Below are 16,796 nucleotides of genomic sequence, written 5' to 3'. Positions count from 1 at the left end.
CCCTGCTCCCCCGCCCCCGGGCGGCAGAGGTGCTCCCGGACCCCGCCGGGCCCCGCCGCCCCTGGGCCGCCGCCCTGCGCACCGCGGCGTGCGGGGCCGCGGCCGCGGGCCCGGTCATCGCCCTGGCGACCGGGTACGCGCCACCGGCGCCGATCCGCTTCACGGTCCTGGCGAACCTCCTGATCGCGGGCGCTTTCGGCTGGTCGGCCGTACGTTCCTGGCGGGGCGCTCCGCCGCTGTCGCCGCGCCTGTCGGGCGGGGTGCTGCTGCTCGCCGCGATCACCGGGCTGATGTACCACCTGGTGCTGGTGAACTACGGCGGCAGCCCGCCCCCGCAATCAGACCGGCCCACCGCCGCGACCCTCCTGCTCCACACGGTGACCCCCCTCACCGTCGCCGCGGACTGGCTCCTGCTGACCACACCCCGGACCCTGCGCCTGGCCCACATCCCGCTGTGGCTCTCGGCCCCCGCGGCCTACCTGGCCCTCACCCTGACCCGCGGAGCCCTGCTCTCCCCCGGTGCCCCGGCCCGCTACCCGTACCCGTTCCTCGACGTCGACACGTACGGCTACGCCGGCGTCCTCACCCAGTCCCTGGCCCTCGGTCTCCTCTTCGCCGCCCTGGGCGTCCTGATCACCGCCGTGGACCACCTCCGGCCGAACGTGGCGGGGTGGTTCCAGCACCGGAGAAACCGGATTTCGCCTCCGGCCGCCGGTGGGCTAAAGTAATCGATGTCGCCGGGAGTCCGGTGGACATCGGGGTGTAGCGCAGCTTGGCAGCGCGCTTCGTTCGGGACGAAGAGGTCGTGGGTTCAAATCCCGCCACCCCGACAGCTGAAACACCAGGTCAGGGGCCTGATCCGCGAGAGCGGGTCGGGCCCCTGACCTGATTCTGCGTTTCCGCCGGTGCGCCTGCGTCCCTCACGGTGATGGATGAAGGACGCAGAGTGGGGCGTCGAGTTCCCTCTCCCCCCATCGGTAACGGACTTCTCACGGGAGGACGGACTTCACCAGGTCATTGCCCGCACGCAGTCCGAGTCCGGGAATGGTCTCCCTGAGCACCTTCACAGCCCGTACATGGTCCTGTGCGGGGTCCACCCCCGCGCGGGACAGGATTCTGGTGACCCAGTCCTGGACGAGTTGCTCATCGGTGGCCGTCGCACGCTGGTCGAGAAGGTGCAGGGCCTTCCGGAGACCTGGCTGCTCGGCCTCGCCCGCCGAGTCCAGCTCACGAGCGATCTCGTCGCGAAGGCTTTCCAGATCCCGCAGGATCAGAATGTGGGGTTCGTGCTTACTCAACGGAGATCGCACTCCAATCGGTGTCGTAACTCTCTCGGGGACACTGGGGTCTCAACGGGCGAGGACCCCCTACTTGAAGCAGTAGCTCTCCACTCCGGCGATCCCGAGTATTTCTACCGCGCCGTTCTTGCCTGCCTTCTTGGCATGCTTGATGAAGTCACCCTTGGTCCGCGCGCCCCAGAGAAGCTTCGCCGTCTGCTTGGCGCCGCCGAGCGCCTTGATGGCCTTGTAGGCCTTTGCCGCGGGGAAGAACGCCACGGCGACCGCGGCGGCGCACTTGGTCCACTTCCAGGCGGTGTTCCACCAGGGGTCGGCGACGACGGGGAAGGGCGTGCTCTCGTCGAACTGGACCGTCTGGACCAGGTCACCGCCCTCGACGCGGTACGAGGTCGGAACGGCTTCCCCGTTGGCGTCCTTGGCCCAGGGGGCGTCGAACATGCCCAGGACGTCCTCGCCCTTGGTGACCAGGACGCCACCACCGTCGAGTTGCTCGGCTGCCGCGCCGTCGGGAAGTCCGAGGCCGAAGCGGTACTCCTTAGCGGCGTTCGCGTTGTTGATGGCGATCAGGGCGCGAACGCCCTGGGCGGTGGGCTGCACGGCCAGGTCGGCGTTCTTGGCCGCGCCGGGGTAGACGATGGTGCCTGTCCCGGTCCCGGCGGCGTTGGAGCTGCCGGTGCCGGGCAGGCGGATGCTGATCCTGGAACCGTCCACAGCAGTGGCGCTGATGGTGCCGTCGGCAGTGGCGGGCGTGGTGACCCCGCTCTGCCCGTCCCGGCTGATCTCCGCTGTGCCGGTGGTCTTCTCGACCACCGAGGCGACCCTCTCCGCCGTCGACGGGCCGAAGTCGTCGGCAGCGGCTGTGGGGGCGATCGTCAGGACCAGAGCACCCGCGGTGCCGGCCGCGATGATGGCGGCACTGCGATGAATTGTTCGCTTCACAGGTGAAGCCCTCCCGTTTTCTTCGTGCGGGCATACACCGAAACAGGAGGGAAGGGAAGTTGAGCATGCGGAAACAGACCGGATGTATCAGCAGGACCCCCAGGAGCACCCGGTAAACCTGAAGAATCACTCCGGGCTCGCGAAGCCCCCCTCGACCCCACCCATTCCGGCAAAGGTGCAGCCCGGTTGGTGATGGGTTATCAGGCCCCGTGGTCAGCGAGGCCATTTACGCGGCAGAGGATCCTCCTTGGGGATTCCTTTGCGTTGCGGCCCCCACTTTCTAGCATCGTCCCTGTTCACGACGCCAGCACGGTATGCGTGGCCCTGATCACCCGTCTGCGGGGAAACCAAATTCATCCGGCCTGCATCCATGGGCCCGATTACTCCGGAGCCATGGATGCGATCTGGATCGATCGAGAATGTCGGGCCGGCTCGGAACCGGAAGACGTCGGAATGCCCCGGGACGGCTGCGGGATCGAACGATCATGCCCCTTCGCGTCCCATACGCACCACTTCCATGTACGAGGGCAGGGAATCGATACCGGAGACCACAGCCCCCTTGGGTACGTAGATCGTGCGCAGTGGCAGCACCGGTGCCAATGGCGCCACGTCCACGTGGGGCAGCGAGGTCTCGATGGTCAGTGAGTGGAGCAGCGGCAGTTCGCGCAGCCATCGCCACGAGTCGCCGATGTCCCCGGCAAGCCAGAGGTCGGTGAGCCTCCCCGTGCGGCAGCCGTTGAGGAAGTCGACGGCAGTGAAGTCTCCGGCGATCTTGATTCGGGCCCGCCCGCCGTAACTGCTGATCGCGTGCAGCTCCGCCAAGTTGGAGACCGGGAAGTAGAGGTTCTCCTCGTCAAGGTGGGCGATGACCTCCTCGCCGTAGACGTCGGTGTCGAAGCGGCTCCAGGCTCGTACAAGTTCGCTGCGCACCCGGAGGTCGTGGTGCCCGCGGTAGCGGGCGAGGACGTCGATGGCCGCGTCGGTCGCGATGCGCGTGGCGGCGATTACGGTGAAGTAGGCCTCGTCGGCCGCCTTTCGATCGGCGGCCTTCTCCTCGTCCAACCGATACTCGATGGTCAGGTCATCGGCCGATCGCTTATTCACCGGCGCCTCCTCCGGCGGGCGCGGAAGCAGGTCCAGCACCACCGGGCCGACCTCGATCAGAGCGCGGGCCTGGTCCGGCGTGCGGGGCGGGATAAGGGCGCCCGCGTACTGCTGCACTTCCGCCCGGACCTCGGGGTCGAGTTCCGTGGCGTGTTCCAGGCACGCAGCCGCCAGGAGGTGCAGCCGGTTCATCCCGTGAGCCGTGACATTGCTCCGCCGGATGAGGCCGGTCAGCAGACGGGTGCGCTCAGTCGGACGGGAGTGGGCGACGGCCATTCTGATGACGTCCTCCCACTGGTCCAGGTGAGCGTTGGCGATGAGGAAGTCGAAGTCGAGCCCTTCCACCGCGGCCTTGGCACCGAGGTAGTCCTGGAAGGTCCGGTGGATGAAGTCCATCGACTGAACGCTCGGTTCCCGCAGCAGGCCGCTGCGGATGAGAAGGTGCCGGTAGATCTCCTCGGCCGTGCCCTGCTCCGCCACCTTCGGCATGGTGGGCAGGGCTTGTGCAAGGAGGTCCACCGCGTCTGCGCGGTCCATCTCGGAGCGGCCGTTGCGGATCATCCAGTAGGCCAGCTTCTGGATCAGCTGAATGTGGTGCGCCTCGCCGATGCGGATCGATCCCGGCTTGTAGACGCCGCGTTCACGGTCGCGGCGGAAAAGAAGCATCGAGAGTGCCGCGTCGTAGATCTCCTTGCGCCCCTCGGGAAGATAGCCACGACGGTCTTGGTGAAGAGCGCAGATCAGGCCACACATCAACGGATTGGTGGCGAGCCTGCCGAGGTCCTGCTTGGCGCGGACCGCGCGTAACAGCTCATGGGCATACTGGTCGCTGATCCCTGCCGCCTCGTGCCAACGGTTCACGAAGTCGGCGATGTTGTCCCTGCTCATGGGCGCGAGATCCGCCTCGGCGAAGTCGTCCCCACTCAGCCAGTTTTCCCGGACCGCGGAAGGCCGGGAGGTGACGAGCCAGCGGTTCTCCGGATAGGTGCTGATCAGTTCCTGGAGCCACTGTCGGGCGTCGTTGCGGTCGTCTTCCGGGATCTCGTCGATACCGTCGATGAGAATCAGCCCGCGGCCGGCTCTCAGTACACGGTCGAACCATCCCGTCGGCTGCAACGCGGCGATCGGGCAGTCAACCGCGGACAGGAATTCGTCCGGGGCCGGAAGCCTGGCACCGCCTCTGGTGAGCGTGCGCAGCGGCAGGACGAACGGCACCAGCCCGTAGAGATCCAGCTGGCTCCGCCGCGTCGTGGAGACCGCCAGCCACTGCACGAGCGTGGTCTTGCCCGAGCCCGCCACACCGCGCAGCAGAACCCGGTCCTGCGCGGCCAGGACCTGATCGGCGGAGAGCCGGGTGGGAAGCGCTCCGGTGGCATCGCCCACCGCGTCGAGGCTGAGGTAGGCGACGTCCAACCGCCAGTTCTCCGGCCCCTGGGACAGGTCGAGGCCGAAGATGCTCAGCTTGCCGTGCTTGTCGGTGATGTAGCGCGCGTATCGCTCCTCAAAGGGGCCGTCCGCAGGGGACGGAGCCCGCGTGATGAGGGAGTCGATCTTGCGCGTCAGCTCCTCGATGCTCCGGCTCTGTTCGACAAGGGTTCGCGGCACGAACGTCGAGCGCTGGGTGAAGAAGTTCAGGATGTGCAGGCACGCGGTGTTCAGCACGTTCGCGTGGAGTTCGGTGGCATCGGCCGACAGTCCCACCACGGCTGTCCGGCTCATCGACCTCAGACGCCGAGCCAGATCCATGTGCCCAAGGTCCACCGCCTGCACGTCATCCATGTCGAGAGTGCCCATGACGCGCAGCGAGGAGGCGACGGCGTTGGTGACGGCTCGCACCTCGAAGCTGGGCAGCCGCTCCTCCTTACCCGTCTCTTGCACGGCACGGGCAACCAGTTCTTCGGCTATCCGATGCAGTGCCTTGTCGGAGAGTGTTCGCTGCTCGCCGCGGAAGGACACGAGCTGGGAGACGCGGACCGGCTTGTCGACCAGCCCCGCTCCGGGCCCTCCGTTCAGGAAGAGCTTCTTGATCAGCGGGCTCACAACGCTCGACGCGAGGCGCGCCCCGATAACCGCGGGTTCCATCTGGTCTCCGAGTGGTGAAGCGCGGCGCTCCTGGCCGCCCGGGCACCAGGATATGACGATCCGGTGATCATCGATCACTCTCCGCGAAAGTCAGGAGTTCGGCTCCACCAGTACGGAGGCGACGGCCTGGCTGTACACCTGTGCCCTACAGTTCCTCCGTGCCGACCTACAGCATCGGCCGGGCCGCGGAGCTGCTCGGCGTCAGTTCGGAGACCGTCCGCCGGTGGGCCGACGGGGGGCAGATCGCCATGGAGCGGGACGGTGCCGGGAACCGGGTGATCGACGGGGTCGGGCTGGCCGCGTTCGCCAAGGACCGGGCCGCCGGGTTGCATCCCGTGCCCGGGGAGACGCGGACCTCGGTGCGGAATTCGTTCGCCGGGATCGTCACCGCGGTCACCGTCGACGACATCGTGGCCCAGGTGGAGATCCAGTCCGGGCCGCACCGGCTCGTCTCCCTGGTGAGCCGGGAGGCGGTCGACGAGTTGGGCATCGAGGTCGGGGTGACCGCCACGGCGCGGGTGAAGTCGACCAACGTGCATATCGACCGGCCCTAGCCGTCCGTCAGCGGCAGAGCAGTGCCGCCTTCAGGTCCAGTTTGTGGTCCAGGCGGGCCAGGTCACGGCCGGTCAGCATCTCCACGCGCTGGATGCGGTAGTGCACGGTGTTGACGTGCAGGTGCAGGGCCTCGGCCGTGCGGGCCCAGGAGCCGTTGTGCGCGAGGAAGACGTCCAGGGTCTCCAGGAGCATCCGGTGGGAGGGGTTCGTGTCGTCGGCGAGCGGGCCCAGCGCGTGGATGCCGAAGGCGGTGCGTACGTCGGCGGGGACGCCCGTGAGGAGGGCTTCGAGGGTCGTGAGCTCCTCGATCGCCGTGAGCCGGGCCGTGGACGTGGACTCCCCCACTCCGGACGCCTTCTGCGAGCGCGCCGCCGTCAGTGCGTAACGTGCCTGCGTCAGCGCGCCCTTGAGGTTCTGCGGGGTGGTGACCGGGGTGCTGATGCCGCCGTGGAGGGGGACGTTCGCGTTCCGGGACTGGAGGGTCGGCCAGAGGTTCTTGAGTGTCGTCGCGATCGTGTCCCCACCCGCGCCCGATCCCGTGTCCGTACCCGTACCCCGACCCGCGCCCGATCCCTTGTCCGTACCCGTGTCCCCGTCCGCTTCCGTCCGGCTGCCTATCAGCGCCGTCGCCTCCCCCGGCTCCGCTGTCGGCAGCGTGCCCACCGCGAACCCGTGGCCCGTCAGGTGGTGCAGCGCCTCGGTCAGGGCGTCCGGGGTTCCGTCGTCGTCCGCCGGCCCCTTCACCGTGATCACGGTGTACGGGCCCTCCTCCGGGAGGCCGCAGGCTTGCAGCGCCGTCCGGATCGCGGCCGGGGCGGCGGGGCCCGACGGGGTGTCCATCAGGGCCAGGAGGTCCGAGGCGCGGGCGCGAGTGGTCCGCTCGCGGCGGGTCGCCTCCTGGCGGTGCTGGGCCAGCACCTCGGCTATCTCGTGCAGCATGCGCGGCGGGGCCTCGACCGGCTCGGGCAGGTGCAGGTGCCATTGGCCGTACGGCGAGGCGTCCGGGTCGATGCTCAGGGTCGTGGGCGCCGTAAGGGCCTCCGCCGCCCGGCGGACGGACAGCGGCGCGGCCGTCGGAGTGCGGGCGATCGTGCGGCCCGTGGCGCTGAGCACATAGGCGGGCGGGGTGCCGAGGTGGGCGACCGCGCGGGTGAGCAGCGTGTCCGGGTCCGCGCCGGCCGCGAGGAGCCGGCTCAGCTCGGCCCGTACGTTCTCGGGCAGCGCGTAGGAAGCGGCGGGCCGCCTGCTCAGGTCGCCCCACTGCCGCAGGTACACCGTGTCGGTGACGGCCCGGAACGACGTGTGCACCGGCACCGAGAGGATCGCGATGCCATGTCGGCGGCACGCGTCGACGAGCACCTCCGGCACGCCTCCGTGCGTCTCCTCGCCGGCCAGCAGCGCGGCCGCGCCGGCCCCGTGCAGAGCGGCGACGAACCGTTCCGCTTTCGCCTCGTCGTCCGCCGGGGCCCACCACACCAGACCGCTGAGGACGAGTTCGTCCCGCTGGAGAAAGCGGCCCGGGTCCTCCAGATCGGTCGCGGTCACCCCGCTGATCTCCCGGGTGAGCTGCGGGCCGTCGCCCCACAGCAGGGTCAGGTCCAGGGACTCCAGTCGGAGGAGGTCTTCGACGTGCATGGGCGGTCTCCTTGCGGGGCTGCCGGGCACCACACCCGGCATCTCACATTCGCTAAGCCAATGCGAGTCACTGCATCGTAAATGCAAGGTCAGAGCGGGCAAGCACCTCTTGGTTGTTCCTCCAGAGTTACGGTTGTGGGCTGGTGTATTTCCGTACGGTGAACCAGTCGTGCGGAGCCCCACGGCGGGGCTTCACTGGCGGCATGGACCTCAACACCGTGCTCGACGTACGGGACGCCCGCAGCCCTGTTCCCTGGCGGCCGGGCGATGCCTGGCTGGGCGGGGGCACGTATCTGTTCTCCGAGCCGCAGCCTCATCTGCGCCGGCTCGTGGACCTGAGCCGGATGGGCTGGGAGCCGGTGCGGGAACTGCCCGACGGTTCGCTGGAGATCGCGGCGACCTGCACGATCGCCCAGCTCTCGCGGTTCGGAAAGGGGTGGGGCGCGCCCGTGGCTCCCCTCGTCGAGCAGTGCTGCCGCGCCTTCCTCGCCTCGTTCAAGATCTGGAACATGGCGACCGTCGGCGGGAACCTCTGCAACGCCCTGCCCGCCGGTCCGATGATCTCGCTGACCGCCGCGCTGGACGGCGTCTGCCTGCTGCGGGCCCAGGACGGTTCGCTGCGCCGGGTGCGGGTCGCGGACTTCGTCCTCGGGGCGGGGCGCAAGGACCTGGCGGATGGTGAACTGCTGCGCTCGGTCACCCTGCCGGCCCGCGCCCTCGCCTCCCGTACCGCCTTCCGGCAGGCGTCCCTGTACGGCCTCGGGCGTTCGGCGGCCCTCGTCATCGGGGCCCTGGACCCGGTGGACGGGTCGCTGGCCGTGACGGTGAGCGCGGCGACGGTCCGGCCGTTCCGCTTCTGGTTCCCGCTGCCGCCGGACCCGAGGATGCTGCGCGAGGTGATCGACGCGGCGGTCGGGGCCGACGACTGGTTCGACGACATCCACGGACTGCCCGCGTGGCGGCGGCACATGGCCCTCCGCTTCGCCGAGGAGATCCGCCGGGAACTGACCGCCGACGCACCGCCCCCGGGAGGGCTCCGATGACGTACGCGATCCGGGTCAACGACCAGCCCTTCGAGGACGAACCCCGCGCCGGTCAGTGTCTGCGCACCTATCTGCGCGAGCGCGGCTGGTTCGGCGTCAAGAAGGGCTGCGACGCCGGGGACTGCGGCGCCTGCACCGTGCACGTCGACGGCGAACCGGTGCACAGTTGCGTCTACCCCGCCGTCCGGGCGCGGGGGCGCAGCGTCACCACCGTGGAGGGGCTGGCCGACGCTGACGGCGAACTCCATCCCGTACAGCGGAAGTTCCTAGACGCGCAGGGGTTCCAGTGCGGGTTCTGCACCGCCGGCTATCTGATGACGACCGCCGCTCTCGACGAGGAGCAGCTCGGCGATCTGCCCCGGGCGTTCAAGGGAAACATCTGCCGCTGCACCGGCTACCGAGCCATCGAGGACGCGTTGCGCGGCGTACGGCACACCGAGGATCCCGGGGCGGTGCAGGCCGTCGGGCGGAATCCGGGAGCGCCCGCCGGGCCGCTGGTGGTCACCGGGACCGCGCGCTACACCTTCGACGTCGACGTTCCCGGCCTGCTCCACATGAAACTCCTGCGCTCCCCGCACCCGCACGCCCGCATCGTCTCCATCGACACCGCCGCCGCGCTGCGCGTTCCCGGCGTGCACCTGGTCCTCACCCATCACGACGCCCCCGAGCGCCTCTACTCCACCGCCCGGCACGAGCACCCGACCGAGGACCCGGACGACACCCGGCTCCTTGACGACACCGTCCGCTACGTCGGCCAGCGCGTCGCCGCCGTCGTGGCGGACAGCGAGGGCGCGGCCGAGGAGGGCTGCCGCCGTATCGAGGTGGTGTACGAGCAACTCCCGTACGTCGTCGACCCGGAGGAGGCGATGGCGCCCGGCGCCCCGGTCATCCACGACAAGGGGCCCGAGTCGCGCATCGCCCGCCCCGAGAACAACGTCGTCGGTGAGGTCCACGGGGAGATCGGGTCGGTGGAGGAGGGATTCGCGGCGGCCGACGTCGTGTACGAGGAGACCTTCCGCACCCAGCGCGTCCAGCACGCCAGCCTGGAGACGCACGGCGCGGTGGCCTGGTACGAGGAGGGCGAGGACGGGCGGGAGCGGCTGACCGTGCGCTCCAGCACCCAGACCCCCTTCCTCACCCGGCGGGCGCTGTGCGCGCTGTTCGACCTGGAGCTGAAGCAGGTGCGGGTGCTGGCGGGCCGGGTGGGCGGCGGCTTCGGCGGCAAGCAGGAGATGATCGTCGAGGACATCGTGGCGCTCGCCGTGATGCGGTTGCGGCGGCCGGTGAAGCTGGAGTACACGCGCCCCGAGCAGTTCTACGGGGCGACCACCCGCCACCCGTTCACCATCCGGGTACGGGCGGGGGCGCGGGCGGACGGCACGCTGACCGCGTTGCAGCTGCGCGTGGTGTCGAACACCGGGGCGTACGGGAATCACGGTCCGGCGGTGATGTTCCACAGCGTCGGCGAGTCGATGGCCGTCTACCGCGCCCCGCACAAGAAGGTCGACGCCTTCTCCGTCTACACCAACTCCGTTCCGGCGGGCGCCTTCCGGGGCTACGGGCTCGGGCAGGTCGTCTTCGCGGTCGAGTCCGTGATGGACGAGCTGGCCCGGCGCACCGGCGTCGACCCGCTGGTCTTCCGGGAGCGCAACATCATCGGCCCCGGCGAGCCCATGCTCAGCCCCGGCGGCGAGGAGGAGGACCTGGAGATCGCCAGCTACGGGCTCGACCAGTGCCTCCAGGTCGTACGGGACGCCATCCAGCGGTACGGGGACGGCCCCGACGACGATGTGCCCGACGGGTGGCTCGTCGGTCAGGGCACCGGGATGTCGATGATCGCCACCGGCCCGCCCGGCGGCCATTTCGCGGACGCCACCGTGAAGCTCCTCCAGGACGGTACGTACGACATCGCCGTCGGGACCGCCGAGTTCGGCAACGGCACCACGACCGTCCACCAGCAGATCACCGCCGGGGCGCTGTCCACGACGGTGGACCGGATCGTGATCCGGCAGTCGGACACCGATGTCGTCCGGCACGACACGGGCGCGTTCGGTTCGGCCGGGACCGTGGTGGCGGGCAAGGCCGTGATGAAGGCCGCCGACGCCCTGGCCGGGCAGATCCTGGAGTTCGCGGCCGGGCACTTGGGGGCGGCTCCGGGCGACTGCCGGCTGACGGTGGACGCGGTGGAGTGCGCCGGGCGCGCGATCAGCCTCAAGGAGCTGTTCCAGGCCGCCCGCGCGGCGGGGCGGGAGTTGTCGGCCGACGGGCACTGGGGCGGTTCGCCGCGTTCGGTGGCCTTCAACGCCCAGTGGTTCCGGATCGCCGTGGACCCGGGCACCGGTGAGATCCGCATCCTGCGCAGCGTCCACGCCGCCGACGCGGGCAAGGTGATGAACCCGATGCAGTGCCGGGGCCAGGTCGAGGGCGGGGTGGCGCAGGCGCTCGGGGCGACGCTCTTCGAGAACGTACGGCTCGACGAACTCGGTGAGGTGACCACGGCCGCGTTCCGCCGCTACCGGCTGCCGCAGTACGCCGATGTGCCGCGCACCGAGGTGCACTTCATGGAGACCTCGGACGCGATCGGGCCGCTGGGCGCGAAGTCGATGAGCGAGAGCCCGTTCAACCCGGTCGCCCCGGCCTTCGCCAACGCGCTGCGCGATGCCACGGGGCTTCGGTTCACCGAGCTGCCGCTGACCCGCGACCGGGTGTGGCTGGCCCTTGACGAGGCATCACGCAAGCCACAGGTGCGATGAGATCAGCCGTCATGTGTTGTCGCTTGAGATGGAGATCCGTGGTTCTTGCTGGCTTCTGCGTGTCTTCGTGATTTCGAGGTGCCGCTTGCGGGCATCACGTAGGGCGTGGTTCGCGGTGGACCGCTCGTAATGGACGGCTCGTAATGGACGGCTCGTAGTGGACCGCTCGCCGCAGATCGTTCGCGGACGCCTCGATCGCTCACGGAGACACCCAGGGGGCAGCCCATGCCGGTGGACCGGCTCGGAACACGGGACACGGCGGTACGGGCGTTCGCCCTGGTCGGCGAGTTGCACCGGCCCGTGACGCTCACCGTCACCGATCTGCGCGGGCGGTGGGAGCAGCACCGCGCCGATGTGACGTTCGACTGCGCGAAGGAGGGGCCACAACACCACACGTTCGAGGGGCCGTTGCTGCGGGAGGTCGTCTCGGACGCGGGCCCCGCCTTCGATGTCCGGCGACGCAAGGACCGCTCGCGCTTCCTGCTGGCCGTCACCGGCGGGGACGGGCACCATGCGGTGCTGTCCTGGGCGGAGATCGACGCGGACTTCGGCGATGCACCCGTCCTGCTCGCCACCCGCATGGACGGCCGGCCTCTGGAGCCGGACGGCAGCCAGCTGGTGGTGCCGAGGGACCGATGCGGGGCCCGCTACGTCAGCTCCATCACCCGCGTCTGGGTCGGCGCCGCCCATCTCCCCGCGTACGCCGAGAGTTAGAGGCCGACCGCCCGCCGACCGCACACACCCGGCACGCCTCCGGGCTTGAGCCGACCGGATGAACTTTCCCGTACGCCGGGCGTCGGACCGGGCTTCGCCGCGCCGTGAATCACCGCCCGCCCCGCCTCTCGCGCCCCTGCCCGGACACACAGAATTCCCCTGAACTTGCCGGTTCCTGAACCGAGTTGAGGGTTTATCTACGCGCGGAGCATGACCCACCGAACGATCATTCGGGCATATCAGACGACTTCTCGCACGGGCATTACCGGCGGGTACCGCGAGCTGCTAGAAACTGCATCGCTCCCCCCAACCCCCGCAGGTCCCCCCACCTGTCCCCCCACACTTCGAAAGGCTGGCAGCCATGTCAGTACGAAGAATTCGGGCATCCCTCTTCACCCTGGCGCTCGCCGCCGTGGCCGCTCTCGGCGTCGCCGGACCGGCCTCCGCGGCCGACTCGGCCGCCGCCGGCGGCTATGTCGCGCTCGGCGATTCCTACTCCTCGGGCGTCGGCGCCGGAAGCTACCTCTCCGACAGCGGAGACTGCCGCCGCAGCACCAACGCCTACCCCTATCTGTGGCAGGCGGCGAACTCCCCCGCCTCGTTCGACTTCGTCGCCTGCTCGGGTGCGACCACCTCGTCCGTGGCGAGCAGCCAGCTCGGTGTGCTCAGCGCCTCCACCTCGCTGGTCAGCGTCACCGCCGGAGGCAATGACGTCGGGTTCGCCGACGTCATGCAGGACTGCGTGCTCTCCAGCGAGGCCACCTGCATCGCCAGCGTGAACAACGCCATCGCGCAGATGAACAACTCCCTGCCCGGAAGCCTCGATTCGCTCTACGGCAACATCCGGGCCCGCGCCCCGCAGGCCCAGGTCGTGGTCCTCGGCTACCCCCGCTTCTACCAGCTCTCCGGCAGCTGCATCGCCGGGCTCACCGAGGCCGAGCGGGCCGCGATCAACAACGCCTCGGACGTGCTGAACGACGTCCTGGCCAAGCGGTCCGCCGACGCCGGGTTCACCTTCTCCAGCGTGGTGGACGAATTCACCGGGCACGAGCTGTGCTCCGGCGACGCCTGGCTCCACAGCGTCACGGTCCCGATCTACAACTCGTACCACCCCAAGGCGGCGGGGCAGTCGGGCGGCTATCTGCCCGCCTTCCGCTCCGCGGTGTAGCGAAGCGGAGCGCGAAGCCGCACACAGGAACGGCGGTTCACCGGGCGACCGGTGGGCCGCCGTTCTCAGTAGCGCTCGACCAGGTGTTCACGGCCGGCCGGAGGCTCGTACGACTCGGGCCAGAAGTCCGTCACCCCGGTGATCAGCCCCTGCTCGTCGAACGTGAAGAAGTGGATGGCGTCCAACTCCTGCGCCGGCTCGCCCTCCTGCTCCCCCGTCACCGTGAATCCGGTCCTGGCGGCGGCCTGGCGGCCCTCCGCGTCGGCGACGATCCGCTCGACCCGGACGTGCCAGTCGCCCGGATACTCCTCGTTGAACCGGAGATAGCGCTCCTTGCCGAGGATCCGCTCCCGGGTCTGCGGCAGCTCGTACACCATGCCCTCGGCAAGGGTCGCCCCGAACGCGCTCCAGTCGCGCGCCTCGGCCGCCGTCCAGTACGCCTCCACCGCCCCGCGCAGCGCGGCCGTCGTCGTCCCGGGCGTGGTCCCGGAAGCCGTCCCGGGCAGGGCTCCGCCCGCCGATCCGTCTCTCATGTCGGTCATGGAAACGAGTGTGGCCCCCACCACTGACAATCGGCCGGAGAAGCCCCGCGAGACAGCTCCGACCTGTGGTCATCCCCGACGCTCGACCGGGCGCGACGCCTTGATCGAGTACATCAGCGGGATCCTCGGCCGGCCCGCCGGGAAGCGGTAGTGGCCGTCCGCGTGGCGCTCCAGCGAGCCGAACCGCTGGAAGAGCGAGGAATCGTGCTCGTGGAGGAACTCGATCCGCAGACCGGCCGCGGCGAGCGCCGTCACCACCCGGCCCACCGGGTGCTGCCACTCGACGCTGCGGTTGTGCACCGTCGGCGCGTCGAAGTCGGCGTACGTGCCCGGCAACTCGTCCACCCAGGCGTCGCGGCTGAAGTAGTCGTCGGTGACCACCGAACCGGTCTCGGTGTCCATCGCGTCGGTGATCGGATGGAACTCCGCCAGATAGAGGAAGCCGCCGGGAGCGACCAGCGAGGCGGCGGTCTCGGCCCAGCGGTCGATGTCGGGCAGCCAGTTCAGCGCGCCCACGCCCGTGTAGACGATGTCGTACGCGGAGTCGGGAACGGCGGCCGGAGCGTCGTACACATCGGCCGCGACGAACGCCGCCCGGTCCGGGCCCAGCTCCAGCGACCTGGCCAGGCCCCGGGCCGTCTCGACGGCGGGCTCGGAGAAGTCGAGGCCCACGACCTGTGCGGCGCCGTGCCGCGCCCGGGACAGGGTGTCCAGGCCGATATGGCACTGAAGGTGCAGGAGGGTCTTGCCGGTGACGTCCCCGACCTCGGCCAGCTCGAAGGCGCGCAGCGCGTCCTGGCCCGCCCGGAAGGCGTCCAGGTCGTAGTAGGCGCTCGCCACATGGATCGGCACGCGCTCGTCCCAGCGCGCGCGGTTGGCGTCGCGCCAGTCGTCCGGGGTCGGTGAGTACATGCCCGGGAAGCTACCCACGGGCCGGGCGGAACGCGACTGGTTATCCACAGGGCGAGGGAGATCGGCAGGACCGGCTGGCAGGTTATCCACAGGGTCCCCGGCAAAGCGGCCGATCGGGTTGGATGGAGGGCATGAGCGAATCACAGAACGCCTCGACCGCGCCTGAGGCCCCGACCGCGCCCGAGTGGGAGCAGCGGTTCCGCGCGCCCCGGGTGTCCCTCCCCGACTGGGCCGAGGACGCGCCTGACCGCTCTCTGTTCGTCTCCAACGCCACCGGTACGTACGAGCTGTACGCCTGGGACCGGGCGAGCGGGCGGCAGCGCCAGGTCACCGACCGGCCCAACGGCACCACGGACGGCGTGCTGACGCCGGACGGCGAAGCGGTCTGGTGGTTCAGCGACACCGACGGCGACGAGTTCGGGGTGTGGATGCGCCAGCCGTTCGACGGCGGGGCGGACGAGCCGGCCGTGCCCGGTCTCGCCCCCTCCTACCCGGCGGGCCTGGCCATCGGACGCGACGGTACGGCGGTGGTCGGCCGCTCGACCGACGAGGACGGCACGACCGTCCACCTGGTGCGGAAGCCGGGCGGCGAGCCCGTGGAGATCTACCGGCACCGGGAGTCCGCCGGGGTCGGCGACCTCTCCCACGACGGGACCCTGATCGCCCTGGAGCACACCGAGCACGGCGACGCGATGCACTCCGCGCTGCGGGTGGTGCGCCAGGACGGCTCCACGGTGGCCGAGCTGGACGACACCGAGGGCGGCACGAAGGAGCTGGGGCTCGCCGTGCTGGGCTTCGCACCGGTGGCCGGAGACACCCGGCTCCTCGTCGGGCACCAGCGCCGGGGCCGCTGGGAGCCGATGATCTGGGACCCGGTCACGGGCACGGAGACCGCGCTCGCCGTCGATCTGCCGGGCGATGTCGGGGCCGAGTGGTATCCGGACGGCTCCGCGCTGCTCATCGAGCACAGCTTCGAGGCCCGCGGCGAACTGTGGCGGTACGAACCGGGGGCCCCGGAGCCCGTACGCCTGGAGACCCCCGCCGGTACGGTGTCGGGCGCCACGGCCCGCCCGGACGGCACGGTGGAGTATCTGTGGTCCTCGGCCGCGCAGCCGCCCGTGGTGCGGTCGACGAGCGGCGCGGTGGTCCTGGACCCGCCCGGGCCGAAGGCCCCGCCGTCGGTGCCCGTGCAGGACGCGTGGGTGGAGGGCCCGGGCGGCCGGATCCACGCCCTCGTGCAGAAGCCCGCCACCGGCGAGGGCCCGTTCCCCACGATCTTCGAGATCCACGGCGGGCCGACCTGGCACGACAGCGACGCCTTCGCCTCCGGTCCGGCCGCCTGGGTGGACCACGGCTTCGCGGTCGTCCGGGTCAACTACCGGGGCTCGACCGGCTACGGCCGCGCCTGGACGGACGCGCTGAAGCACCGCGTCGGCCTGATCGAGCTGGAGGACATCGCGGCCGTGCGGGACTGGTCGGTGGCCTCCGGGCTCGCGGACCCGGAGCGCATGGTCCTGGCCGGCGGGTCCTGGGGCGGCTATCTGACCCTGCTCGGGCTGGGCACCCAGCCCGACTCCTGGACGCTGGGCCTGGCGGCCGTGCCCGTCGCGGACTACGTCACGGCGTACCACGACGAGATGGAGGCCCTGAAGGCGATGGACCGCACACTGCTGGGCGGCACGCCGGAGGAGGTTCCCGAGCGCTTCGAGGCCTCGTCGCCGCTGACGTACGTCGACGCGGTGCGCGCCCCGGTCTACATCTCGGCGGGCGTCAACGATCCGCGCTGCCCCATCCGTCAGGTGGAGAACTACGTGGACCGGCTGGCGGCGCGCGGCGCGGTCCACGAGGTGTACCGCTACGACGCCGGGCACGGCTCGCTCGTGGTGGAGGAGCGGATCAAGCAGGTGCGGCTGGAGCTCGAGTTCGCCCTGAAGCACCTGGGCGGGGGCGCGGTGGCCGGTACGGCCGGGTGAAACCGGGCGGCGGACAGGCGTAAGGGCCGGATAAATGGCGGACCCCGCTCCGGGAGCCCGGGGCGGGGAACCGTACCT

13 protein-coding genes and 1 tRNA gene are annotated in these 16,796 nt (G+C 70.3%); 8 read left to right on the top strand and 6 right to left on the bottom strand.

What is annotated here, in order from left to right; all coding sequences use genetic code 11:
- The first annotated feature begins 2 nt into the window (after positions 1-2).
- Together G3I54_RS14240 and G3I54_RS14235 are read left to right on the top strand one after the other, a co-directional pair.
- Positions 3-728 carry a Pr6Pr family membrane protein gene (locus G3I54_RS14240; protein WP_203686192.1) on the top strand — a complete coding sequence of 242 codons (726 nt, stop codon included), beginning with the start codon at positions 3-5 and terminating at the stop codon, positions 726-728.
- 28 nt (positions 729-756) lie between these two features.
- Positions 757-830: transfer RNA gene (locus tag G3I54_RS14235), tRNA-Pro, on the top strand.
- Positions 831-989: 159 nt separating this feature from the next.
- On the opposite strand, the gene G3I54_RS14230 is transcribed toward G3I54_RS14235, so the two are convergent.
- The 3 genes from G3I54_RS14230 to G3I54_RS14220 form a co-directional block, all read right to left on the bottom strand.
- Positions 990-1,298, bottom strand: coding sequence for a hypothetical protein (locus G3I54_RS14230; protein WP_164614647.1), 309 nt, complete (start codon positions 1,296-1,298; stop codon positions 990-992).
- 69 nt (positions 1,299-1,367) lie between these two features.
- Entirely contained in the window at positions 1,368-2,237 is an 870-nt protein-coding gene (locus G3I54_RS14225) for a hypothetical protein (RefSeq protein WP_164614645.1), read from the bottom strand.
- A gap of 483 nt (positions 2,238-2,720) precedes the next feature.
- The gene (locus G3I54_RS14220; protein WP_343240335.1) at positions 2,721-5,501 is read right to left on the bottom strand and encodes an NACHT domain-containing protein; all 2,781 of its coding nucleotides are present in this window, start codon (positions 5,499-5,501) and stop codon (positions 2,721-2,723) included.
- Positions 5,502-5,581: 80 nt separating this feature from the next.
- Between G3I54_RS14220 and G3I54_RS14215 the strand changes: the two genes are divergently transcribed.
- Positions 5,582-5,977, top strand: coding sequence for a TOBE domain-containing protein (locus tag G3I54_RS14215; protein ID WP_164614643.1), 396 nt, complete (start codon positions 5,582-5,584; stop codon positions 5,975-5,977).
- 7 nt (positions 5,978-5,984) lie between these two features.
- Here G3I54_RS14215 and G3I54_RS14210 read toward each other — a convergent pair whose 3' ends face one another.
- Positions 5,985-7,613 (bottom strand): PucR family transcriptional regulator, encoded by a 1,629-nt coding sequence (locus G3I54_RS14210; protein ID WP_164614642.1) that lies wholly within the window; start codon positions 7,611-7,613, stop codon positions 5,985-5,987.
- 203 nt (positions 7,614-7,816) lie between these two features.
- Between G3I54_RS14210 and G3I54_RS14205 the strand changes: the two genes are divergently transcribed.
- From G3I54_RS14205 to G3I54_RS14190, 4 genes are all read left to right on the top strand, one after another.
- Positions 7,817-8,656 (top strand): FAD binding domain-containing protein, encoded by an 840-nt coding sequence (locus G3I54_RS14205; protein WP_164614640.1) that lies wholly within the window; start codon positions 7,817-7,819, stop codon positions 8,654-8,656.
- Complete coding sequence (locus G3I54_RS14200) at positions 8,653-11,409, top strand: molybdopterin-dependent oxidoreductase (protein WP_164614638.1); 2,757 nt, start codon at positions 8,653-8,655, stop codon at positions 11,407-11,409. Before G3I54_RS14205 ends, G3I54_RS14200 begins: the two co-directional genes overlap by 4 nt.
- A 225-nt stretch (positions 11,410-11,634) precedes the next feature.
- Positions 11,635-12,123, top strand: a complete 489-nt coding sequence (locus tag G3I54_RS14195; protein WP_164614636.1) for a molybdopterin-dependent oxidoreductase — start codon at positions 11,635-11,637, stop codon at positions 12,121-12,123.
- Positions 12,124-12,484: 361 nt separating this feature from the next.
- A complete protein-coding gene (locus G3I54_RS14190) occupies positions 12,485-13,291 on the top strand; it encodes an SGNH/GDSL hydrolase family protein (protein ID WP_164614633.1) in 807 nt (268 codons plus the stop codon).
- Between the two features lie 65 nt (positions 13,292-13,356).
- On the opposite strand, the gene G3I54_RS14185 is transcribed toward G3I54_RS14190, so the two are convergent.
- Positions 13,357-13,737, bottom strand: a complete 381-nt coding sequence (locus G3I54_RS14185; RefSeq protein WP_164614680.1) for a nuclear transport factor 2 family protein — start codon at positions 13,735-13,737, stop codon at positions 13,357-13,359.
- 165 nt (positions 13,738-13,902) lie between these two features.
- A complete protein-coding gene (locus tag G3I54_RS14180) occupies positions 13,903-14,745 on the bottom strand; it encodes a class I SAM-dependent methyltransferase (protein ID WP_164614632.1) in 843 nt (280 codons plus the stop codon).
- Between the two features lie 122 nt (positions 14,746-14,867).
- Here G3I54_RS14180 and G3I54_RS14175 point away from each other — a divergent pair, with 122 nt between their 5' ends.
- Positions 14,868-16,718 carry a prolyl oligopeptidase family serine peptidase gene (locus G3I54_RS14175; RefSeq protein ID WP_164614630.1) on the top strand — a complete coding sequence of 617 codons (1,851 nt, stop codon included), beginning with the start codon at positions 14,868-14,870 and terminating at the stop codon, positions 16,716-16,718.
- Positions 16,719-16,796: the final 78 nt, after the last annotated feature.

This window comes from Streptomyces sp. SID14515, from assembly GCF_010548505.1.
Lineage (GTDB): Bacteria > Actinomycetota > Actinomycetes > Streptomycetales > Streptomycetaceae > Streptomyces > Streptomyces caviscabies.
Note: the sequence above shows the minus strand (reverse complement) of the source record. Positions and strands in the feature narration are given on the sequence as shown.

Bases quoted from the DNA above. Each gene is read 5' to 3' on its own strand.
- G3I54_RS14210 (WP_164614642.1), bottom strand. From the start codon at position 7,613: ATGCACGTCGAAGACCTCCTCCGACTGGAGTCCCTGGACCTGACCCTG.
- G3I54_RS14205 (WP_164614640.1), top strand. From the start codon at position 7,817: ATGGACCTCAACACCGTGCTCGACGTACGGGACGCCCGCAGCCCTGTT.
- G3I54_RS14200 (WP_164614638.1), top strand. From the start codon at position 8,653: ATGACGTACGCGATCCGGGTCAACGACCAGCCCTTCGAGGACGAACCC.
- G3I54_RS14195 (WP_164614636.1), top strand. From the start codon at position 11,635: ATGCCGGTGGACCGGCTCGGAACACGGGACACGGCGGTACGGGCGTTC.
- G3I54_RS14190 (WP_164614633.1), top strand. From the start codon at position 12,485: ATGTCAGTACGAAGAATTCGGGCATCCCTCTTCACCCTGGCGCTCGCC.
- G3I54_RS14180 (WP_164614632.1), bottom strand. From the start codon at position 14,745: ATGTACTCACCGACCCCGGACGACTGGCGCGACGCCAACCGCGCGCGC.
- G3I54_RS14175 (WP_164614630.1), top strand. From the start codon at position 14,868: ATGGAGGGCATGAGCGAATCACAGAACGCCTCGACCGCGCCTGAGGCC.